The following is a 21,275-nucleotide window of genomic DNA, read 5'->3' on the forward strand; positions in this document are numbered from 1 at the left end:
GCCACGTTCCTCGGTATCGCCCTGGCACTGACCCTCGCGTTCGTGATGATCTGGATCGCGTACAAGCCCCAGGTCCGCACCAGCGCCACCGAGCAGCTCGAACAGGCCGGCACCGCGCTCGCACCCAGCCCCAGCGCCGGCGGGGAGAAGCTGCCCAGTGCGGGCGAGTCGGCCCCCCTGCAGCAGCCCGCGCCGCAGCAGACCTCCGAGGAACCGAAGGACGACGGCGGCGGCGGCGGTGGCGGTGGCGGTGGCGAGAAGGGTGGCGGTGGCGACGGTGGTGAGAAGCAGACCGAGGAACCGGCCAAGGAGCCCGACGTGGTGCCCGCCAGCAGGGTCTTGCTGCGCAACACCACCACCGAGTTCTGCGCCGAGCTTCCCGGGCACGAGAAGGGGCAGATCGACGGCCCGGTGTGGCAGTCGATCTGCGATCCCACCGATGCCGACAACCAGCTCTGGAACCTGGAGGTGAAGTACCCGGAGGCGGGACCCGGCGGGGCGGCGCTCTTCCAGATCCGGAACATCAAGGACCAGCTCTGCATGGACCTCCCCGGCCTCGGAGCGAACCCCATCAGGACGCCGGTCACCGAGTTCACCTGCGACGGCACGCAGGGCGACAACCAGCTCTGGTGGGTCGACAAGCAGGAGAGCGGCGCCTACTGGATCCGCAACTTCGCCAGCAACAACGCGTGCCTGGACGTCGCGGGATCAAGCGTCCGCGTCATCGATGCCAAGATGATGCTCTACGACTGCGCCAACTCCGACGACGCGGAGTGGCAGATCCTCCCGTCGAACCAGACCTGAGCCCCTCGGTCACCGGCCCCTCGGTCACCGGCCCCTCGGTCACCGGCCCTTCGGTCACCGGCCCCGCCTCACGGGGCCGGTGACCGAAGGGCCGTCACCGTTTCCGGTGACGATCGTGGGGCGGCCCTGCCGGCCGGGGAGCGACGGCGGGCGTCTACCAGACCGCCTCGCCCGGCACCAGCCGCCCGGCCTTGCGGTACTCACGGCGGGCGCCCTCCAGGAGGTCGTCCGCCGTCACCAGGTCACCGCGCCCGGCGGCGAGGTACGCGGCGGTGACCACCGCGCTGCGGATCGAACCGCCGGCCAGCTCGAAGTCCCGGGCCAGCGGGGCCGGGTCGATGCCGTCGGCGGACGGGACGTGCGACAGGCCGTGCCGCCACAGCGCCAGCCGCTGACCGGCGTCCGGGAACGGGAAGTCGACCACCAGGTCCAGGCGCCGGGTGAACGCCTCGTCGATGTTGGCCCGCAGGTTGGTGGTGAGCAGGGCGATGCCGTCGAAGGACTCCAGGCGCTGGAGCAGGTAGGCGCTCTCCATGTTGGCGTACTTGTCGTGCGCGTCCTTGACCTCGGAACGCTTGCCGAAGACGGCGTCGGCCTCGTCGAAGAGCAGCACGGCGTCGGTGCGGTCGGCCTCCGTGAAGATCCGTTCGAGGTTCTTCTCGGTCTCGCCGACGTACTTGTCCACGACCGACGACAGCTGGACCACGTACAGGTCGAGGCCCAGGTCGGCCGCGACCACCTCCGCCGACAGGGTCTTGCCGGTGCCCGACTCGCCCGCGAACAGGCCGAGGACGCCCCGGCCGCGTCCGCCGCCCGCGCTGAGCCGCCAGTCGCCGAGGACACGGTCGCGGTGGCGGGCGCGCAGGGCGAGTTCGTGCAGCTGGACGAGGGGCTTCTCGGGCAGGACCAGGTCCCCCCAGTCCACGTCGGGCCGGATCCGCCGGGCATGGCTCTCCAGGCCGGAGGCCGACTGCCGGCGGGCCGCGAGCCGGACGTGGGCGGCGGTGACCGGGGTGCCGTCGAACGCGGCGAGGGCGTTGGCGGCGTGCGCGGCCCGCTGGATGCGGTCGCCGCCGAGCCGGTAGGGGGCGACGGCGCCGGCCAGGTCGAACCTGTCGGCGTCCGGACCCAGCACGGCCCGCCAGGCGGCCGCACCGCCGGCCCGGCGGCCCGGCGCGTCCAGGACCAGCGGGTCGGCCGGGGACCAGTGCGGGTCGTACGGGCGGGGGTCGGTGAGCAGCACGGTCACGTCCGTCGCCGCGGTCAGCGCCCGCACCAGCGGGCCCGGCTTCTCGGGCAGACCCGACACCACGACGGCCCGGCCGGACAGGCGGGCCTCGCGCAGCAGCTCGGGGACGTGCTCCTCGGGCCCGGAGCAGCGCAGCGCGTCGATGCCCGCGGTGTGCAGGACGGAGGCGAGCACGGCCAGGCCGTCTCCCTCGCGCGGCTCGCGCAGGTAGGCGGCGAGGGGGCCGCCGCGCAACCGGGCGGCGAGACGGCGTGCGAAGTCGTCGGCGCCGGCGTCCGCGCCGGGCAGCGGGTCCGGCATCGGGCGCAACAGGTCGAGCAGGGCGGCGTCGGGGCTGTCATCACCGAGCAGATGGCCGATCAGCCGGTCCGGGACACGCAGCGAACGGGTGAGGAAGGGGCGGTCGAGCTCCTCCACCTCCAGCAGGCCGAGGGCGCGCAGCGGTGCCGACGTGTGGAACCGGGCGCGGGCCGCCGCCAGGTGCGCGGGCACCCCGCACAGGTCGAGGGCGAGGCCCACGGTGGCGCGGCGGCGGCTCACGTCGTCGTTGAGGTAGCCGTAGAGCGGCTCGAAGGTGCGGTCGATGTCGGGGGCGAGGGCGATGAGCAGGAGCGCGGTGTCCAGCTCGGTGAGCCTCGTCCGCCCGGCCAGCCACGCCAGCCGGTCACCCGGGCCGGCCGGCCCCTCGGCGGACCCGTACGGCGCAGCGGAGTCGAGGGCGCCGAGGGCATCGGCGGTCTCGTGGGCGTCGCCGGACGGCCACGTGCGCAGCAGGTGGTGTACGGCCTCGTCGGACAGGTACAGGCCGCGCAGCGGGTCGTCGGCCGTCGGATCGGTGGCGGAGCGGTGCCCGACCAGCGCGGCCACCTGTTCCCGCAGAGCGGCGAGGCGGGCGATCAGCACCTGGGCGGGATCGCCGTACGGGTCGGGGCCGGGCGCGGGGGCGTCGACGGCGGCCGGCGTCTGTGCCGAGGGAGCGTTCACCGCTGGTCCGTACGGCGGTCCGCCGCTTCCTTGCGGGCGGCACGGGCCGCCGCCACCTGGTGGGGCCGGTGGGAGCGGCCTTCCGTCTCCGGCGGGTCGCCGTCCAGCCCGCGCAGCCGGACCGTCGCACCCTCGGTGACCGGCGGCCCGGCGTCGTACTCCGGGAAGGCCGGGAAGGGCGCGGTCACCACCAGGTCCAGGGACGGCTTCAGCTCGCCGCCCAGGGCGGACCAGATCTCGGCGAGTGAACGGGACTCCGTCTGGATCCCGGCCACGGTCAGCGGCACCGACAGGCCCAGCGCTCCCAGCGAGCCGGGGAGTTCACCGGGCGCCAGGATCTCGCGGGGCAGCAGGGTCGCCAGCACGGCCGACAGCAGCCGGTGTTCGTCCTGCGGGGTCTTCGTCCAGGCCGTCACCAGGTACGACAGCCGGAACCAGCGCGGCGGCTGGCGGCGCCGGACCACGACGTCCCGCTCGTCGCGCACCGCCATCTGGCCGCGGTGGCGCCGGCTCACGTCCTCCCGGATGTCGTACAGGTACGTGTTGATCACCGGGGCGTTGCGCCGGGCGGCCCAGTCACGGGTGGGTGCCTCGAAGGCCACTTCGATGCCCGAGCCCGTCAACGCCCCACTGCCCAGGAGGCTCTTGAGGACCTCGTCCACCTCGTGGATCACACCCGTGCTCCCGCCCTGCCCGCACTGCCGTACCGCCGGCCCGCCTTCGGCCGCCGCCTGTCACCTGTCGACTGTCGCCGATCGTGCCCCGATCGTGCCCCGGGCAGCGTTCCGCCCGCACGCGCGCCGGGGACGGCGGCCGGGCAGGCCGCCTTGCCCGTTGGTTCCCGAGGGGGCGCTCTCGAATGCCCTTTCGGTCAGATGTAGCCTTCCCGAAGGGCATAGGCCACTGCGTGCGCGCGGTTGCGCAGGTGGAGCCGCGTGGTGAGTCCGTGCATGACGTTCTTGACGGTTCGTTCGGAGTAGGACAGCTTGCCAGCGATCTCTCCGGTGTCGAGACCCTCGGCGACCAGACGCAGGACGTCCACCTCGCGGGGCGCGAGCCCCAGTGAGGGGGCGCCGGGCCGGCCCGCCGCGCCCCGGTGCAGCGTCCCCACCTGGCTGATGAGCCGCCCGAGCAGGTCGGCGGGCAGGTCGCCGTCGCCGCGGGAGGCCGCGAGCACCGCCTGCACCAGCCGGTGGGCGGTGGCCTCGTGGCGCCAGACGATGGCGCCGACGCCGCACTCGACGACGTCCAGCAGTTCGCTCTCACGGATCGCGCCGACCACGAGGACGGCACGCGCGCCCTCGCTGCGCACGATCCGGCGCAGCCGGGTGAGCGCCGCCTCGTCGAGGGCGTCCTCCACGAGCAGGGCCACGGTGCCGGGGCCGGACTCCTCGCGCAGGTCGATCTCCGGGTGCCGTCGCAACTGGCTGACCGCGCCCTCGCGGCTGATCGGGTCCGGAGCGGACACGGCCACCGGGACGCGTCGCTCGGTGACGGTGAAGGCCGTGCCGGTGCCGGGTCCGATGGCTGTCGTGGTGGTGCCGGTGGCGGATGTGGTGGTGCCGATGGCGGATGCAGTGGTGGCCCGGGGTGAGTTGAGCAACCGTTTCCCCCCTGTTCACGAGCCCGCCATCCGGCGCAGGCCGGTAGCGGATGAGCGTGTTCCACACTTCTGTGACGGCTGGGACTGCGCAATCGTGGAGCACCACGAGGCATACCACGAGACCAAGGGGAAGACCGCCACGAACGGGCTCCCGCTCGGGCATTTCAGCAGGTCAGAAGGGTCTTGGGCAACGGCGCGCGAGCCCGTGGCGCCGGGCGGGCACCACCGTGAGCCTCGCCACAGCCACAGCCACAGCCACAGCCACAGCCTTAGCCACGGTCACGGTCATCGTCCGGCCCTGGAAAGACTCTTGCCACGCGTGGGCCACTTCACACCACCCGGGTCCGCATTCGTACGTCTCACAGATCGGGGGAGCATCATCCACCACAGGAGGCACCGATGACCGGACCGCTCCGCGAACGCGACGACGCCCACGCGCTGTTCGCGGCCGAGACCGAGCGCGCCCGGACCGGCACCGGCGGTCTCGTCCTGCTGCGCGGGGCCACCGGCACCGGCCGCACCGCCGTACTGGAGGCCGCCGCCCGGCACGCCGCGGACCGCGGGCTGCGGGTGCTGAGCGCACGCTGCTCGCCCGAGGACACCGGGGTGCCCTTCGCCACGGTCCTCCAGCTCCTCGGCCCGGTACCGGAGTTCACGGACCCGACACCCTGCGGCGACGACCGCGGCAGCGCGGCCCGGCTGTGGCGGCTGCTGCGCTCGTACGCGGACGAGGGGCCGCTGCTGGTGGCCGTGGACGACGTCCACCTGGCCGACGAGGCCTCGCGGCGCTGGCTGGTCGAGGCGGCCCGGCGCGTCGACCGATTACCGGTACTGCTGGTGGCCACCGAGCGCAGCCAGTACGACATCGCGCCGCGGCCCGCCGGACTCACCGAGGCCCTGTCGCCCTCCCTCGTGCGCACCCACACCCTCGCCCCGCTCAGTGACGCGGCGGCGGCCGGGCTGGTCCGGGCGGTCTTCCCCACGGCCGGAGCGCGCTGGACGGCTCAGTGCGTCCGGGCCGGCGCCGGCAGTCCGCTGCTGCTGCACGCCCTGCTCGACGACCTGCGCGGCATCCCGGGGCAGGACGGTCCGGCGCCCGACGGCGCCCCGCCCCTGCCCGCCACCAGCGCAGCGCTGTACCCCGGGACGTACCCGGCGGCCGTCTCCTGGTGGCTGAACAGCGCCGGGCCCGCGACGGCCGACGTGGCCCGGTGCCTCGCGGCACTGGAACAGGCGTGGCCGCAGGACGCTGACGGCGACCCGGCGGACGACCCGGCGGACCCCCTGAGGGGACGCGGGGAGTTCCGGCATGCCCTCGTACCCGGGCCGTATGCCCAGGACGCGGGGCCCGCTGCGGACGGCCGGGGTGCGCGGTCCACGCGGCGTGCCCAAGACGTGTGGCGCCACCAGTGGGCGGGGTATGCGGGGCGCCACCACCAGGACGCTCAGCCCGCCGGGCGCGAGCTGTACGCGGGGGCCGCCCAGGACGCGGAGGGCGGCCCGTACGTGGGGGGTGGCCCGTACGCGGGCGGTGGTCAGTACACGGAGGGTGACCGGTACGCGGGGGCCGGCCAGGACGTCGAGCGTGGCCCGTACGCGGGCGGTGGTCAGTACGCGGAGGGTGACCGGTACGCGGGCGGCGGTCAGCCCGCCGAGCGTGGCCCGTACGCGGGGGGCGGCCCGTACGTGGAGGGCGGCCACTACCCGCAACCCGCATCCCGGGGCCGTGCGGGGGCCGGTGACCCGGCCGACCTGCTCGCCGAGGCGGCCGGTGCCGACCCCGCGCGGGTCGCCGGGTGGCTCGCCGCCATGACCCGGCTGGGCCTGCTGCGCCCCGACACCGCAGGCCGCCCCCGCTACGCGCATCCGCTGCTGCGCGACGCCGTGCTCGCCGGCTGGCCCCGGCCCCGCCGGGAGGCGGCGCACCGGGCGGCGGCGGAGGCGATGCTGCGCCGGGGCGACCGGGTCGAGGCGGTCGCCCGGCATCTGCTGCGGACGCCGGCCGTCGGCCTGCCCTGGGCGCTGCGTGTCCTGCGGGACGCGGTCACGGTCGCCGTGCACGACGCCCGGCCCGACGACGCCGTCGGCTATCTGCGCCGGGTCCTGGACGAGCCGTTGCCGGACGGTCTCCGCCAGCGGCTGCTGACCGAACTGGGCTCCCTGGAGTACGCGTCGGCCGACACCCCGGCGGCCATCGCGCGCCTCGCCGAGGCCCAGCACCTGCCGGCCGACCCCCGCGACCGGGTGCGTACGGCCGTCGCCCTCGGCACCGCCCTGGCCGGCCAGGGCGAGATCCGTACGGCCATGGAGGTGCTGCGCCGCACGGAGAGCCGGCTGTCCGGCCACCCGGGCCTGTCCCGCACCGTGCAGACCGCCGGCGCGCTGCTGTCCGACGTGGACCTGACGACCCGGCAGGAGGTGTACCGGCGGCTGTGCGAGACCGGTGAGCACTCCCCGGAACTGGTGGGCACCGCGGGCCAGGCCCTGCTCGTGCGGTACGCGGCGACGGCCGCGCTGATCTCGGCCGAGGAGGCGATGACCCGGATACGGGCCCTGCTGGCGCAGCCCACCGACCCGCTCGCCGAGCCCTTCCTGCTGGGTACGGCCGCCGCGGTCGCCCAGTGGGCCGACGAACTCGACGAGGCCGACCGGCTCGTGGAGCGCGGCCTGGCCGGACAGCACCCCGCACTGCTCCACCCGATGCACCACGCGCTCCTCAACACCCGCGCCGACATCGCCGCGGCCCGCGGAGACCACGCCCGTCTGCTCGCCGCCGACGGCGCGGTGGGCCCGGCACAGTCCCGCACCGGGCCCACCAACCGGGACGCCCACGCCCTGCTGGCCCTCGTCCACACCGGCCGCACCGCCGAGGCCGGGCGGCTCGCGGACGCCTTCGACCTGCGCCGGGCGCCGGAGTCCTGGGAGCTGAACCGTTTCCTGTACGCGCGGGGCGTGCAGCGGGCCGCCGCCGGCGACCCGGCGGGCGCGCTCCACGACTTCCTGGAGTGCGGACGGCGCCAGACCGCCCGCGAGGTCGTCAGCCCGGTCGTCACCCCGTGGCGGTCGGCGATCGCGGAGTGCCGGCTTGCGCTGGGCGGCAGCCGGGAGGCACTGGCGCTGGCGACGGAGGAACTGCGGCTGGCCCGGGTGTGGAACACCCCGCGCACGGTGGGCCGCGCCCTGCGCGTGCTCGGCACCGCGACCGGTGGGCGGCGCGGCCTGGAACTGGCCGGGGAGGCCGTACGCACCCTGCGGGACGCGCCCGCCGACGCGGCCATGGAGCTGATCCCGGCACTGCTCGACCAGGGCCGTCAGCTCACCGCCGCCGGTGAGCGCGGCCGCGCCCGCGACTGCCTGCGCGAGGCGGCGGAGCTGGCCGAACGCGAGGGTGCCGTGCGGCTGCTCGACCTGGCCGGGCAGGCCCTGCGGGAGAGCGGCGCCCGGGGGCCGGCGACGGCCAGGACCGGTTCCGAGGCGCTGACCGGCAGCGAGCGCCGTATCGCCGAACTGGCGGCCGACGGCCGGACGAACACCGAGATCGCCGATCTGCTGCACCTGGCCCGCCGCACCGTGGAGACCCACCTGACCAGCACCTACCGGAAACTGCGGATACGCCGCAGGACCGAGCTGGCCCGCGCGCTGGGCAGGGGCAGGCTCGGCGGAACGCATCCCACGGTCCAGGACTGCCGCGGATCCTGACATCTCACACCGTCCGCGGCTCAGGCCTTTCGCGGCTCAGGCCCCTCGCAGCAGCCGCCCGATCTCCAGCTGCTCGGTCTCCAGCGGGTTGCCGTCCTCGACGTTCCACAGGCAGTTCTGCAGGACGCGGCCGAGGGACCAGGCGCGGGCCCGCTCGCGGTCCAGGCCGAGGACGCCGGTCATGGCGTCGAAACGCCACTGGGTCTCGTCCGGGTCGTAGCGGTTGTCGAGGGCCGGCAGCAGGTCGAAACCGGGGTCGCCGGCCAGCGGTTTGGGGTCGATGGCGAGCCAGGGGGCGCGACCCGAGGCGAGGACGTTCTCGTAGTGCAGGTCCCAGTGCAGCAGCCGGTCACCGGGCTCGTCCGCGACCTCGCGCACGGCGGCCGCGCAGTCGGCGACCAGGCGGCGGTCCCCGGGGTCCGGGATGCGTTCGAGGGCCCGCGGCGTCCGTTCCAGCATGCCCCGCGCGATGTCGCCGAGGCGGCGGACGCCGGGCGGCGCGGGGGCCCTGGTGAGGTGGGCGAGGAGCCGGGCGATGACGAGGACGGCCTCGCGGGAGTCCTCGACGTGGCTGAGCATGCGGGCCGCGTCCAGGCGCTCCAGGAGCATGGTGCCGGTGGCCGCGTCGTGGTCGAGCAGCCGTACCGCGCCGTCGCCGTCCCACAGTCGCAGCGCGACGGGCTCGCCCTCGCTCTCCTCGTCGGCGATCTGGAGCTTCAGCACGGCCGGTGTGCCGTCGCGGCGTACGACGGGCAGTACGAGGGCCGCCCAGCCGTGCATGGAGGGCCCGTCGAGGCGCAGCTCCCAGCGGTCCAGGAAGTCGGCGGCCAGTGCGGGCAGCGCGGCGATGAAGGCGCGGCCCGCCTCTCCGTTGTACTTCGCCTGCGTGGCGGCGAGCGCGTGCGGAACGTCGATCACGTCGGCCGACGCTACCGGGGCACGGCCGAGCGGTCACGCGAATATCGGACCACCGGCGGGAGCGGCGGGACCGGGACCACCGGCGGCACCGAGGATACCGGCGGTACCGGACGGGAACACGCGGTGGCGGGCCCCTCAGGCCACCGGTTCCGGCACCGGCCGGTCGGCCGGGGCGCTGTGCTTGGGAGCCTTGGCGGTCACCATCAGACCCGCGATCAGGCCCGCCAGCAGCATGATGCCGGCGGCCAGCCCGATCGCGACCGTGTAGCCGTGGACGATGCCCTCCCGGACGACCGACTCCCGCTGCGACGGGCCGGTGAGGTGGGAGGTGATGTAGGACGCGCCGGTGCTGGTGGCGACGGTGTTGAGCAGTGCCGTGCCGATCGAGGCACCCACCTGCTGGGAGGTGTTGACCGTCGCCGAGGTCACGCCGGAGTCCCGCGGGGCCACGCCGGCGGTGGCGGTGGAGAAGACCGGCATGAAGGTCAGGCCCATACCGAGGCCCATCAGGATCAGCGCGGGCAGGATGTCGGAGACGTACTCGGAGTCCACGGTCATCCCGGTGAGGATCACCATGCCGCCGGAGGCGAGGAGCATGCCGGGGACCATCAGCGTGCGCGGGCCCACGTGGCGCAGCAGCCGGGCCGAGACCTGGGTGGAGCCGATGAGGATCGAGGCGGTCATCGGCAGGAACGCCAGGCCGGTCCGCACGGGGGAGTAGCCGAGGATGGTCTGGAGGTAGTAGGTCATGAACAGGAACATCCCGAACATGCCGATGACGGCCAGCATCATCGTCAGGAAGCAGCCGGCGCGGTTGCGGTCGCGGATGACGTGCAGCGGCAGCAGGGGGCTCGGGGCACGGGTCTGCCACCACACGAAGACCACGAGGAGCGCGACGCCCGCGGCGAACAGCGCCAGGACCAGCGGGTCGGTCCAGCCGCGCGGCTGCGCCTCGCCGAAACCGTAGACGAGGGCGGCCAGGCCGCCGCAGCCGAGGAACGCCCCGGGGACGTCGAGGCGGGCGCCGGTGCGGGCGGGACGGTCGCGCAGCAGGACCAGGGCGCCGGTCACGGCGGCGACGGCGATGGGGATGTTGACGTACAGGCACCAGCGCCAGTTCAGGTACTCGGTGAGCACACCGCCGACGACGAAACCGACGGCGGCGCCGCTGCCGGCCAGCGTGCCGTAGATGCCGAAGGCCTTCCCGCGCTCCTTCGGGTCGGTGAAGGTCGTCGCCAGCAGGGACAGCGCGGACGGCGCGAGGACGGCGGCGAACACGCCTTGGAGGGCGCGGGCGCCGAAGAGCATCGCCGGGGTGGTGGCGGCACCGCCGATCGCGGAGACGGCGGCGAAGCCGACCAGCCCGACGACGAAGGTGCGTCTGCGTCCCACCAGGTCCGCGATCCGGCCGCCGAGCAGCAGCAGCCCGCCGAAGGCGAGGGTGTAGGCGGTGATCACCCACTGGCGGTTGGCGTCGGTCATGCCCAGGTCGCGCTGCGCGGAGGGCAGCGCGAGGTTCACGATGGTCGCGTCGAGGACGACCATCAGCTGGGCAAGGGCGATCACCATCAGCCCCCACCAGCGGCGGGGATCGGCCGCCGCGGGCGCGGCCGGCTCAGCTGTCCAGGTGCCACTCATCTGGCCAGAAGACCATGAAACGGGACGTACCGCATCCCGTTCCGTGAGCTGCCGTCACTCACTGTCACCCGCTGCCGCTCACGGCTCCAGGACCACTTTCCCGGTCGTGTCCCGGTTCTCCAGCGCGCGGTGCGCGGCGGCGGCCCTCGCGAGCGGGAAGCGGTGCACGGCCGGGGTGAGCCGGCCCTCGGCGGCCTCGGCGAGGGCGCGCAGTTCGAGGGTGCGTACGGGGTTGGTGCCGCCGGCCTTCTCCGTCATCACCGGACCGAGTACCTGCTGGGAGACGCCGTCCACGAGGCAGGGCGTACCGTCGTGCAGCCCTTCGCCCGACCAGCCGAGGACGAGGTGCCTGCCGCCGGGCCCGAGCAGGGCGACGGCCAGGAGGCGGACGCCCGCCGCGCGGACGGCGATCCGGACCTGGCCCGGGCCCGGCCGCGGGTCCTGCTCAACGACCTCAAGCACGCTTGAGGTCAAGCTCCCGCCGTCCGAGCGCCAGGGAGACCGCCGTCAGGGCGCTGTTGAAGGAGACCTCCGACAGCAGGCCCGGCGCGGCGACCTGGTCACCGGCGAGGTAGACGCCGTCGCCGCGGTCGACGGCAGGCCGGTCGCGCCACGTGGTGCCGGGCAGGTCCACGGCGCCGGTGCGGCCGTTCGCGACCGCCTCGCGCCGCCAGGTGAGGCGTTCGCGCCAGCAGGGGAAGCCGAGGTCGAGCAGCTGCTCGGCACGGGCGGTGCCGTCGGCCTTCGACTCGTCGGGCGCGATGGGGATCTGTCCCTGGATCAGCTGCTCGCCCGCCGGTGCCAGGGTGCGGTCCTGCGCCGTGAACCGCTCGATCCAGCCCGGCGCGTCCAGGTCGGAGACCGCGAAGGCGTCGCCGCGCCGGGTGCGTACGGCCAGGTCGACCAGGGTGGTGCGCCCGCTCGGCCAGGTCAGCGCGGGGTCGCCCAGCAGGCGGCGGGCGGCGTCCAGGGAGGTGGCGACGACGACCGGGGAGCCGGCCGGGACCGCGTCGACGCGGGAGAGCGTCTCCACCCGGACTCCGAGGTTCCACGCGAGGGCCGCCATCCGGTCGACCACCCCGGACCAGCCGCCGCGCGGGTAGTGCGCCTCGGGCGGCAGTTTGGCGGCCCGGCGCAGGCGTTCCTGCACGAAGGCGGCGGACAGCGAACCGGGATCGTGGTGGAAGAGGGCGACGGCGCAGTAGTGGGCGGCGGCCCGGGCGCCCTCCTCGCCCGCGATGCCGGTCGCCCAGGTCAGGAAGTCGGTGTCGACGGGTGCCGGTCCGGCACCCCGGCGCAGCAGCTTGAGCATGGCGAAGGGCGGGGTGCGGCGCAGCGCGCCCTTGTGACGCAGCCGCAGCCGGGCCCCCTCCAGGGGCGGGAGCGGCGCGAGGGGACCGATCAGGTCGCGCTGTCGCAGCCACGCCCAGTGCGGACCGCCGTTGTAGAGGGCGTGCGGGCCGTCGTTGGTCCGGTAGGGCCCGTCGGCGGTCCGGGCCCTGCCGCCGAGTGTGTGGTGGGCCTCGTGCACGGTGACCTCGGCGCCCGCCTCGGCGGCGGTGATGGCCGCGGTGAGTCCGGCGAAGCCGCCGCCGATGACGGTGATGCGTTGCATGGCTGGGGGTCTCCCTCGGGGTCGCAGTCGGCTGGCTGATGCCTGTCCGCCAGTACGACGTCCGGCGCGGCACCGAATGTGACATGAAGGCGGGAGGAACGGCGTACGCGCAGCTCAGCGGCGGTTGTCAGTGGCGGGGGGCAGCATGGGGGCATGGCGAGGAGAGCGACGGGCGGCGGCGGTACGGGTGCGACGAGGGTGCGGGCGGCGCGGCGCCCGGAGCTGCGGCTGCCGCCGCTGGAGCCGTACGACGGCGGTGGGCTGGAACCGGACGGGGACTACGACGCGCTGGAGTTCCGCGATACGGTCCTCGCCGGGCAGGACGGCGCGGGCGCCCGCTTCATGGACTGCGCCCTGACGGGGTGCGCGCTGGACGAGGCCACCCTGACCCGGGCCCGGCTGCTCGACTCCGTCCTCACCGGCGTCCGGGGCGTCGGTACGCGGCTCGCCGAGGCGACCCTGCGCGACGTCGAGCTGGTCGACGCCCGCCTGGGCGGCACCCAGCTGCACGGCGCCGTCCTGGAACGGGTGCTGATCCGCGGCGGCAAGATCGACTACCTGAATCTGCGCCGGGCCCGGCTCAAGGACGTCGTCTTCGAGAGTTGCGTCCTGGTCGAGCCGGACTTCGGGGGCGCCCGCCTGGAGCGGGTGGAGTTCGTGGACTGCGCCCTGAAGGGGGCGGACTTCAGCGCGGCGACCCTCACGGACGTCGATCTGCGCGGTGCCGCACCGCTGGAGCTGGCCCGGGGCGTGGACCGGCTGTCGGGGGCGGTGATCAGCCCGGCCCAGCTGCTGGACCTGGCACCGGTGCTGGCGGCGGAGCTGGGGGTGCGGGTGGTGGCGCCGGGGTAGGGGCGGCGGCCGGGTGGCGGCCGGGCGGTGGTCCGTGGCGCTCAGGAGACCCGTGGGAAGCGGGCCTGGAGGGTCCAGATCGCCGGGTTGTCCGCCAGGTCGTCGTGCATGTCGGTGAGGTCGGCGATCAGGTCGTGCAGGAAGTCGCGGGCCTCCCGGCGCAGTTCGGCGTGGGAGAAGGAGAGCGGGGGCTCGCTCTCCGGCAGCCACTCGGCCTCGATGTCGACCCAGCCGAAGCGGCGCTCGAAGAGCAGGCGGTCGGCGGACTCGGTGAAGTCCAGCTCCGCCCACTGCGGCCGGGCGGCCCGGGAGCCCGCCGGGTCCCGGTCGACGCGCTCCACGATGTCGCACAGCGCCCAGGCGAAGTCGAGCACCGGCACCCATCCCCAGGCTGTGGAGATCTCCCGGTCCGCCTTGGTGTCGGCGAGGTACACGTCCCCGCAGAACAGGTCGTGCCGCAGCGCGTGGACGTCCGCACGGCGGTAGTCCGTCTGCGGGGGGTCGGGGAAGCGGGTGGAGAGGGCGTAGCCGATGTCGAGCACGCAGGTGATGGTGTCACGGCCGTGGAACCGGCCGCGCCCGCCGCTCGTGAGTCATGACGGTGGTCGAATCAACTGCCCGTGCCGCACCGGGTTCTGTCAGGGATACCTCGTGTCTCTATCCTCATGCGCACGGTGTCGCCAGGAACGAGGGAGCACGAATGAACGGGTTGGAGCCGGGCGATCCCGAATGGATCGGTACCTACCGACTGCTCGGCAGGCTCGGTGAGGGCGGTATGGGCCGGGTGTACCTGGCGAGGTCCGACCGGGGCCGGACGGTGGCCGTCAAGACCGTCCGCGAGGAGCTGGCCCGCCAACCCGACTTCCGGCGGCGCTTCGCGCAGGAGGTGAAGGCGGCGCAGCGCGTCGGCGGCGAGTGGACCGCGCCCGTGCTGGATGCCGACACCCAGGCGCCCACTCCCTGGGTCGCCACCGGATATGTCGCCGGGCCCTCGCTCGCCGAGGTCGTCGACCAGCAGTACGGGCCGCTGCCCCCCGCCTCCCTGCGGGTGCTGGCGGTGGGCCTGTTGCGGGCGCTGCAGACCATCCACGGCGCCGGTCTCGTGCACCGCGACCTCAAGCCCTCCAACATCCTGGTGACCATCGACGGACCCCGCGTCATCGACTTCGGCATCGCTCGCGCGCTGGACGTGTCCACGCAGTCCGCGGACGGGTTCACCCGCACGGGGGCCGTCGTGGGCTCCCCGGGGTTCATGTCCCCCGAGCAGGTGCGCGGGGAGAAGGTGTCGTACGCCAGCGACATCTTCTGCCTCGGCGCGGTGCTGGCCTACGCCGCGACGGGCCGGATGCCCTTCGGTACCGACGAGGGCGGGATGCACTCGCTGCTCTTCCGCATCGCGACCGAGGAGGCGGACCTCTCCGGCGTACCCGATCCCTGGCAGGGGCTGGTCGCGTCCTGCCTGGTCAAGGACCCCGACAAGCGCCCCACCCCGGACGAGCTGCTCACGTCGATCGAGGACATGGAAGGCGCGGACGGCACACGGGGCGGCGCGTGGCTGCCCGGCGAGGTGCTGGCGGAGCTGGGCCGGCACGCCGTGCAACTCCTGGACAGCGAGGACCCGGAGAAGCGTGTGCCGGTCGGGGCGCCCGTCGCGGGCTTCGGCCCGCCGCCCACCGCCTACGGCCCGTCGACACCTCCGGGGCCGGTCCCCACGCCGTTCGGCGCCCAGCCGGGCCCCCAGCGGTCTCCGGCGTACGCCACGCCCGTCCCCGGGCCGGCCGCCACCCCCTCCCCGTACGCCCGACGGCCCTTGCGCCCGCTCCGGGGGCTGGCCCTGGCCCTGAACGCCCTGCTCGGCGTGTACGCCTTCCTGCTGCTGGCCCGCGGTGCCGTCCTCGGGCAGGTGCGCGTCCAACTCGGCGATCTCGACAGCGACGAGTCCCCGCGCGCCATCGCGAACTTCGACGACTGGGTCCTCGGGTCCGAACTGCTCTCCGGCCTCAGCGGACTGGCGATCATGGGGGCGGCGGCCATGTGGGTGTGCTGGTTCCGCCACATGTGGCTGAACGCCGACGCGCTCGCGCCGGGCCGGATCCGCTACGGCCCCGGTCTGGCGGCGGGCGCCTGGTTCATTCCCGTCGTCAACTTCTACCTGCCCAAGCAGATCGCCAACGACATCTGGACGGCGACGACCGGCCGTCCGAAGGGCGCCGGGCGGTGGCTGGTGCACACCTGGTGGTGGTTCTGGCTCGCCCACTTCGTGATGTTCATGATCGACTCGTTCCAGGTCTGGAGCGAGGACGAACGGGTCGTGGACGCCAGGGAGAGCATCCTCAACTCCCAGGGCGCCAACGTTGTCGGCATCGTGAGCACCGTGCTGGCGCTGGTCCTGGTCTCCCGGCTGACCTCGCGCCAGCGGGCCCGCGCCGCCCAGGCCGCCTGAGCGGCGCGAGGGAGGCGCGGGCGCCCGTCGGCCCGGCCTGCGCCCGTCCGGCCCGGAGCGCCCCGCGGACACGCCTCACGGACGCGTGGACCGGATAGGTTGCCCCCGTGATTCTCACCCCCCTCCCGCTCACCGCCGACCGCGACATCCCGGGCCCCCTCCTCACCGAAGTCACCGCTCTCTACGCCTCGAACCGCGCCTTCCACGCGCTCGGCGGCGACTTCCCGGACCCGGACGACATCCGTCCGGAGCAGGTGGCGGCCGCGCTGGCCGACGAGTTGGCGCGGCCGGGCGCCGAGGTGCTGCTCGCCCGGGACGCGGGCCGGCCGGTCGGGGTCGCGGTCACGCTCGTCCGGCATCCGGACCCGGCCGACCCGGACCCGTGGATCGGGCTGCTGATGGTGGACGCGGGGCTGCGGCGGCAGGGGTACGGCAGACGGCTCGCGTCCCTCGTCGAGGACCGCTTCCGGGCCGAGGGCCGCACCGCCGTACGGCTCGCCGTCCTCGACGCCAACACCGACGGACTCGCCTTCTGGGCCGCCCTCGGCTACGCGGCCGTCGACCACCGCCCGGACCTGAGCGGGGGCCGCCCGTGCACGGTGCTGCGCAAACCGCTGGGCGTACCGGCGGGCGAGCCGCCGCGCACCCCGCGCCGCGCCGCCCGCGTCGCCGTGCTCGACCCCGGGGGCGCCGTCTTCCTCTTCCGCTACGACAACGTCGAGGTCGGCGTGCACTGGGCGATGCCCGGCGGCGGCCTGGAAGCGGACGAGAGCCCCCGCGAGGGTGCCCTGCGCGAGGTGCGCGAGGAGACCGGCTGGACCGACCTGGAGCCCGGCCCGCTGCTGTGCACCTGGGAACACGACTTCACCCACTTGAGCATCGGCCCCGTCCGCCAGCACGAGCACATCTACGTCGCCCACGGCCCGCGCCGCGAACCGACCGGCCCCCACCTGGCCGCCGCCCACGCCGAGGACGGCATCCTCACCTGGCGCTGGTGGACCCGCGAGGAACTCGCCGAGGCCGCCGAGCCCCTCTGGCCGCCGGACCTGGCCCGGCTGCTCGACGCGTTCGAGGCCCCCGAGGCGTAGGGCTGTGGCCGGGGCGGTGGCTCACGGGCTCTCCGGCCGGCCGTCCCCGTACAGCCAGTCCTCCCAGATCTCCGTGAAGTCCTCGTCCGGCGCCGACTTCTCCACGTACGCCGTGAAGTCCCCGGTGTCCGCGTTGCCGTGACGGTGGGTGGTGGCCCAGCCCTCGAGGAGCGCACCGAAGGCCTCGTCGCCGACCGCCTGGCGGATCTTGTGCAGGACCATCGCGCCGCGCTGGTAGACGGGGCTCGCGGAGATGCGCTCCGCGTCGGGCGGGTCCGCGGGCGGGAACGCCCAGATCGAGTCGTCCGCATCCTCGTCGGGGTAGTAGGTCCCGTCGTAGAGGGCGTCGAAGGTCTCCTGCGCGGTGTCGCCGCCCTCGTCCTCCTCCCACAGCCACTCGGCGTAGGTGGCGAAGCCCTCGTTGAGCCACATGTCCCGCCAGGTCTTCGGGCTGACGGAGTTCCCGTACCACTGGTGGGCGAGTTCGTGGACGAGCAGGACGGTGTCGGGGGCGCCGGGGAAGTAGGGGCGGTTCTGGGTCTCCAGGGCGTAGCCGGCGTCCTCGACGCGGTCGACGATCGCGCCGGTGGAGGAGAACGGGTACGGGCCGAAGTTCTCCTCGGCCCACTCCACGACCTCGGGGATCCTCCCCAGGACCTTCCGGCTCGCGTCGGCCTGCTCCGGGTCGACGGCCGTGTACACCGCCAGGCCGTCGCCGGTGGTGGAGCGGTCGGTCTCCCAGTCACCGACGGCGACCGTGACGACGTGACTCGACATCGGCTCGGCGGTGTGCCAGGTGAAGGTCGTACGGCCGTCGCGGGTGTCCTCGTCCGTCAACTCGCCGTTGGAGACGACTCCGAGGCCTTCCGGCACGGTCATCGCGAGGTGGTACGTGGCCTTGTCGGAGGGGTGGTGGTTGCCGGGGAACCAGGCCATCGACCCGGTCGGCTCACCCAGCGCGACCGCGCCGTCGGTGGTGGGCAGCCAGCCCTCCTCGGACCCGTCGGGGTCGGTCACCGTCACCGGGTCGCCGGAGTAGCGGACGCTCACGCGGACCGTCTCCCCGTCGTCCAGTTCGTCCGCCGGGCGGACGGTCAGCTCCTGGCCGGCCCGGTTGAAGCGCGCGTTGCGGCCCTCGACGGTGACCTTCTCGACGTCCAGGCCCTTGAGGTCGAGGTTGAAGGCGGACAGCTCCCGGGTGGCGCGGGCGGTGATCGTCGCGGTTCCGGTGAGGTGCCCGGTGTCGGGGCCGTAGTCCAGGGCCAGGTCGTAGTGGCCGACGTCGTAGCCGCCGTTGCCCGCCTTCGGGAAGTACGGGTCACGCACGCCCGAGCCGCCGGGGGTGCCGTCGACCGCCCCGCCACCGCTGCACGCCGCGAGGACGGTGACGGTGGCGGCGGCTACGAGCAGACGGGGGGTGCGCACGTCGCGATCCTATGAGGCGTTTCACGTGAAACGCCCGTTGGGATCGCCTGTCGAGGCCGGCTGTCGAGGCCGGCTGTCGCGCCTGCCGGGGCAGGCGCGGGGCCTCAGCCGAGTGCCTCCGCACCCGCCTGCGCGAACTTCTCGTCCAGCGTGCCGGACGGGGCCCCCGCCACGCCGATGCCGGCGATCGGCGCCTTGCCGGCGGTGATCGGGACACCACCGCCCAGGAACAACGTGCCCGGGATGTCCTTCAGGTTCGGGGCGTTCTCCAGGCGGCCCTCCAGCTCGGTGGTCGAGGCGTTCCAGGCGACCGAGGTGAACGCCTTCTTCACGGCCGACTCGTACGACTGCGGGCCGGCGCCGTCACCGCGCATGGTGAGGATCGTGTTGCCGTTGCGGTCGACGACCGCGACCGTGATCCGCTGGCCCTCCTTCTCGGCGGCCTTCAGCGCGGCCCGCGCCGCCTCGTTCGCGGCGTCGATCGTCAGATGCGTGGAAGTGGTGGTGTCGCGCTTGCCCGCCGCGGCGGCGGGGGCGGCGGCCACCGCGGAGCCCGGGGCGGCGTCCGGTGCGGAGGCGTTCGCCGCCACCGTGCCGAACGTGCCGGCCGCGACGGCGGCGAGGACGGCCCCGCCGGTGGCGATACGGGCGCGCCGGGAGAAGGTCTTCTTCATGGTGGTCTGCTCCTCGGGATGGGGACGGGATTCCGTCCGCTCTCCACCCTCCGCCCCGCACCCGGTGCGCACGGTCGCCGTTCCGGCTGCTCGTGGGCGACGGAACGGATGACGGCGGGGTCGTCCGATCGGCTGACCCGCCGGGCGTCCGGAAGGGCCACCATGGGAGTGTCCGCCCAGCTCAAGGTCTCCCACGGCACGTTGTGGAGCAGGCGGCGCGAAACAGAGACAGCAGGGTGGAGCGGGCAGGTGAAAGGAAGGTGCGCGGGATGCCGAAGCCGTACGACCCGGACCCCCGGTGGCTCGGCGCCGTCATGCACGCGGCGTTCTTCCTCCTGCTCGGTGGTGCTCTGGCCCGCTTCCTGCTGCGGCACCCCGGCGAACCCCGCACCCCGTGGATCCTCGCCCTGTCCCTCGCCCTCGCCCTGCTGCACCTGCTCGGGCCCGTCCTGCTCGGGCCCGTCCCGAGCGGCCCCGGGGCGCGGCCGGCCCGGCGGCGCCTGGTCTGGCTGGGGCTGGTGGTCGTGGTGTGGATGGTGCTGGTCGTCCTCGCGCCCAGCTTCTCGTGGTGCGCGGTGCCCCTCTTCTACACCGGTCTGCGCACCCTGCCCGCCAGGGCGGCGCTCGTGCTGGTCACCCTGCTGACGGTGCTCGTCGTCGCCGCGCAGTACCGGCTGTCCGGCCTCGACCCGAACCTGCTGCTCGCGCCGCCCGCCGTCGCCGCGATCGCGGCGTCCGTGTTCTGGCACACCGAACGGCAGGCGGCCCGGCAGCGAGCCCTGATCGACGACCTGATCCGCACCCGCCGCGAACTCGCCGCCTCGGAGCGCCGCGAGGGCACCCTCGCCGAACGCCAGCGGCTGTCGATGGAGATCCACGACAGTCTCGCCCAGGGCCTGTCCAGTCAGCGGATGCTGCTCCAGGCGGCCGAGCGGGTCTGGGAGTCCGACCCGGACAAGGCCCGCACCCACGTCCGGGGCGCCGCATCCGTCGCCGAGCACAACCTCACCGAGGCCCGCCGCTTCGTCCACGACCTCGCCCCCGCCGACCTGGCTCGCGGAGGCGGCCTCGAGGCGGCGCTGCGCGCCCTGGCCGCGCGGGAGTCCGGCGACCCCCTCGATGTGCGCGTCCACGTCGACGACGGCGCCTGCGTCCCGCCGCTGCCCGACCGCGTCCAGTCGGCCCTGCTGCGCATCGCCCAGGGCGCCCTGGCCAACGTCCGGGAACACGCCGACGCGTCCGCCGTCGCGCTCACCCTCACGCTCCTCGACGACCAGGTCGTCCTGGACGTCACCGACGACGGGCACGGCTTCGACCCGGCCGGACTGCCCGGCGCCCCCGCCGGTGCGCGCGGACACGGGCTGCCCGCCATGCGCGCCCGGCTGCGTCAGCTCGGTGGCACCCTGACCGTCGAGTCCGCGCCCGGCGAGGGCACCGTCCTGTCCGCCGCCGTCCCCCTGGAACCGCCCCGCCCCGCCCCCGCCGACCAGCTGGAGAGACCCCGATGACCGACCCGGCCGGCCCCGGCCCCGCCCCGGCCCCCGTGCGCATCCTGGTCTGCGACGACCACGTCGTCGTACGGGCCGGGCTGCTCGCCCTGCTCGACAGCGCCCCCGGCATCGAGGTGGCCGGGGAGGCGGGAACCGGCGAGGAGGCGCTCGCCCTCGCCGCGCGGCTGGCACCGGACGTGGTGCTGATGGACCTTCAGCTCGGCGACGGCATCGACGGCGTGGAGACCACCCGCCGCCTCACGGCCACCGCGGAGACGGCGGAGACCGGGGGGATCAGGGGGCCCGGGGGAACCGGGGGGACCGGGGCGGCGGCCCCGCACGTCCTGGTCCTGACCACGTACGACACCGACGCCGACATCACCCGCGCCATCGAGGCCGGCGCGACCGGCTACCTGCTGAAGGCCGAACGCCCCGAGGAGCTCTTCGCCGCCATCCACGCCGCCGCCCAGGGCCGCACGGCACTGTCCGGGCCGGTCGCCAGCCGGGTCATGGCCAACATGCGAAGCCCACGCCCCTCCCTCACCGACCGCGAACGCGACATCCTCGCCCAGCTCGCCACCGGCCTCGGCAACCGGGAGATCGCCCGGGCCCTGTTCATCAGCGAGGCCACGGTCAAGACCCACCTGCGCCGTATCTACGACAAGCTGGGCGTCGACACCCGCGCGGGCGCGGTCGCAGTCGCCAAGGAGCGGCGCCTGCTGCCGTGACGCCCCGCTGCCGTGACGCCCTTGCCGTGACGCCCGCTCCCGGGACGCCGAAGGCCCCCCGGCGC

Annotated in this window: 16 protein-coding genes and 1 pseudogene; 7 read left to right on the plus strand and 10 right to left on the minus strand. The window is 74.5% G+C overall.

Annotation, left to right across the window (positions count from 1 at the left end):
• Window positions 1-804, plus strand: an 804-nt coding sequence (locus ACH4F2_RS18500) for an RICIN domain-containing protein (protein ID WP_398133763.1), incomplete at its 5' end; no start/stop codon positions are given.
• Between the two features lie 154 nt (window positions 805-958).
• Here ACH4F2_RS18500 and ACH4F2_RS18505 read toward each other — a convergent pair.
• From ACH4F2_RS18505 to ACH4F2_RS18515, 3 genes are all read right to left on the minus strand, one after another.
• The gene (locus ACH4F2_RS18505; RefSeq protein ID WP_398133764.1) at window positions 959-3,037 is read right to left on the minus strand and encodes an ATP-binding protein; all 2,079 of its coding nucleotides are present in this window, start codon (window positions 3,035-3,037) and stop codon (window positions 959-961) included.
• Entirely contained in the window at window positions 3,034-3,711 is a 678-nt protein-coding gene (locus ACH4F2_RS18510; RefSeq protein WP_398133765.1) for a DUF4255 domain-containing protein, read from the minus strand. Before ACH4F2_RS18510 ends, ACH4F2_RS18505 begins: the two co-directional genes overlap by 4 nt.
• A 197-nt stretch (window positions 3,712-3,908) precedes the next feature.
• On the minus strand, window positions 3,909-4,640 hold the full coding sequence (locus tag ACH4F2_RS18515) for a LuxR C-terminal-related transcriptional regulator (protein WP_398133766.1): 732 nt from the start codon (window positions 4,638-4,640) through the stop codon (window positions 3,909-3,911).
• A 399-nt stretch (window positions 4,641-5,039) separates the two neighbouring features.
• Here ACH4F2_RS18515 and ACH4F2_RS18520 point away from each other — a divergent pair, with 399 nt between their 5' ends.
• Window positions 5,040-8,339: an AAA family ATPase gene (locus ACH4F2_RS18520; RefSeq protein WP_398133767.1), complete on the plus strand. Its 3,300-nt coding sequence runs from the start codon at window positions 5,040-5,042 to the stop codon at window positions 8,337-8,339.
• 36 nt (window positions 8,340-8,375) lie between these two features.
• On the opposite strand, the gene ACH4F2_RS18525 is transcribed toward ACH4F2_RS18520, so the two are convergent.
• The 4 genes and pseudogenes from ACH4F2_RS18525 to ACH4F2_RS18540 form a co-directional block, all read right to left on the minus strand.
• On the minus strand, window positions 8,376-9,257 hold the full coding sequence (locus ACH4F2_RS18525) for an aminoglycoside phosphotransferase family protein (protein ID WP_398133768.1): 882 nt from the start codon (window positions 9,255-9,257) through the stop codon (window positions 8,376-8,378).
• A 135-nt stretch (window positions 9,258-9,392) separates the two neighbouring features.
• Window positions 9,393-10,895 carry an MFS transporter gene (locus tag ACH4F2_RS18530; protein WP_398133769.1) on the minus strand — a complete coding sequence of 501 codons (1,503 nt, stop codon included), beginning with the start codon at window positions 10,893-10,895 and terminating at the stop codon, window positions 9,393-9,395.
• 78 nt (window positions 10,896-10,973) lie between these two features.
• Window positions 10,974-11,273, minus strand: a pseudogene (locus ACH4F2_RS18535) (zinc-binding dehydrogenase); the annotation flags it as partial.
• A gap of 76 nt (window positions 11,274-11,349) precedes the next feature.
• Window positions 11,350-12,588: an NAD(P)-binding protein gene (locus tag ACH4F2_RS18540; RefSeq protein ID WP_398133918.1), complete on the minus strand. Its 1,239-nt coding sequence runs from the start codon at window positions 12,586-12,588 to the stop codon at window positions 11,350-11,352.
• 75 nt (window positions 12,589-12,663) lie between these two features.
• On the opposite strand from ACH4F2_RS18540, the gene ACH4F2_RS18545 reads away from it, so the two are divergent.
• Window positions 12,664-13,362: a pentapeptide repeat-containing protein gene (locus ACH4F2_RS18545; RefSeq protein WP_398133770.1), complete on the plus strand. Its 699-nt coding sequence runs from the start codon at window positions 12,664-12,666 to the stop codon at window positions 13,360-13,362.
• A 41-nt stretch (window positions 13,363-13,403) separates the two neighbouring features.
• Here ACH4F2_RS18545 and ACH4F2_RS18550 read toward each other — a convergent pair whose 3' ends face one another.
• The gene (locus ACH4F2_RS18550) at window positions 13,404-13,904 is read right to left on the minus strand and encodes a hypothetical protein (RefSeq protein WP_398133771.1); all 501 of its coding nucleotides are present in this window, start codon (window positions 13,902-13,904) and stop codon (window positions 13,404-13,406) included.
• A gap of 158 nt (window positions 13,905-14,062) precedes the next feature.
• Between ACH4F2_RS18550 and ACH4F2_RS18555 the strand changes: the two genes are divergently transcribed.
• Together ACH4F2_RS18555 and ACH4F2_RS18560 are read left to right on the plus strand one after the other, a co-directional pair.
• Window positions 14,063-15,805 carry a protein kinase gene (locus tag ACH4F2_RS18555; RefSeq protein ID WP_398133772.1) on the plus strand — a complete coding sequence of 581 codons (1,743 nt, stop codon included), beginning with the start codon at window positions 14,063-14,065 and terminating at the stop codon, window positions 15,803-15,805.
• Window positions 15,806-15,912: 107 nt separating this feature from the next.
• A complete protein-coding gene (locus ACH4F2_RS18560; protein WP_398133773.1) occupies window positions 15,913-16,893 on the plus strand; it encodes a GNAT family N-acetyltransferase in 981 nt (326 codons plus the stop codon).
• A gap of 21 nt (window positions 16,894-16,914) precedes the next feature.
• Here ACH4F2_RS18560 and ACH4F2_RS18565 read toward each other — a convergent pair whose 3' ends face one another.
• Both ACH4F2_RS18565 and ACH4F2_RS18570 read right to left on the minus strand, forming a co-directional pair.
• Window positions 16,915-18,318 (minus strand): M1 family metallopeptidase, encoded by a 1,404-nt coding sequence (locus ACH4F2_RS18565; protein ID WP_398133774.1) that lies wholly within the window; start codon window positions 18,316-18,318, stop codon window positions 16,915-16,917.
• A 104-nt stretch (window positions 18,319-18,422) separates the two neighbouring features.
• Window positions 18,423-18,992, minus strand: a complete 570-nt coding sequence (locus tag ACH4F2_RS18570) for a heme-binding protein (protein WP_398133775.1) — start codon at window positions 18,990-18,992, stop codon at window positions 18,423-18,425.
• A 269-nt stretch (window positions 18,993-19,261) separates the two neighbouring features.
• On the opposite strand from ACH4F2_RS18570, the gene ACH4F2_RS18575 reads away from it, so the two are divergent.
• Both ACH4F2_RS18575 and ACH4F2_RS18580 read left to right on the plus strand, forming a co-directional pair.
• Complete coding sequence (locus ACH4F2_RS18575; RefSeq protein WP_398133776.1) at window positions 19,262-20,500, plus strand: sensor histidine kinase; 1,239 nt, start codon at window positions 19,262-19,264, stop codon at window positions 20,498-20,500.
• Window positions 20,497-21,210, plus strand: coding sequence for a response regulator (locus tag ACH4F2_RS18580; RefSeq protein ID WP_398133777.1), 714 nt, complete (start codon window positions 20,497-20,499; stop codon window positions 21,208-21,210). Before ACH4F2_RS18575 ends, ACH4F2_RS18580 begins: the two co-directional genes overlap by 4 nt.
• Window positions 21,211-21,275: the final 65 nt, after the last annotated feature.

This window comes from Streptomyces sp. NPDC017890, from assembly GCF_044328675.1.
Taxonomy (GTDB): Bacteria; Actinomycetota; Actinomycetes; order Streptomycetales; family Streptomycetaceae; genus Streptomyces.

Excerpts from the sequence above, each read along its gene's own strand:
- ACH4F2_RS18520 (WP_398133767.1), top strand. The coding sequence starts at position 5,040 with ATGACCGGACCGCTCCGCGAACGCGACGACGCCCACGCGCTGTTCGCG.
- ACH4F2_RS18530 (WP_398133769.1), bottom strand. The coding sequence starts at position 10,895 with ATGAGTGGCACCTGGACAGCTGAGCCGGCCGCGCCCGCGGCGGCCGAT.
- ACH4F2_RS18545 (WP_398133770.1), top strand. The coding sequence starts at position 12,664 with ATGGCGAGGAGAGCGACGGGCGGCGGCGGTACGGGTGCGACGAGGGTG.
- ACH4F2_RS18555 (WP_398133772.1), top strand. The coding sequence starts at position 14,063 with ATGAACGGGTTGGAGCCGGGCGATCCCGAATGGATCGGTACCTACCGA.
- ACH4F2_RS18570 (WP_398133775.1), bottom strand. The coding sequence starts at position 18,992 with ATGAAGAAGACCTTCTCCCGGCGCGCCCGTATCGCCACCGGCGGGGCC.
- ACH4F2_RS18575 (WP_398133776.1), top strand. The coding sequence starts at position 19,262 with ATGCCGAAGCCGTACGACCCGGACCCCCGGTGGCTCGGCGCCGTCATG.
- ACH4F2_RS18580 (WP_398133777.1), top strand. The coding sequence starts at position 20,497 with ATGACCGACCCGGCCGGCCCCGGCCCCGCCCCGGCCCCCGTGCGCATC.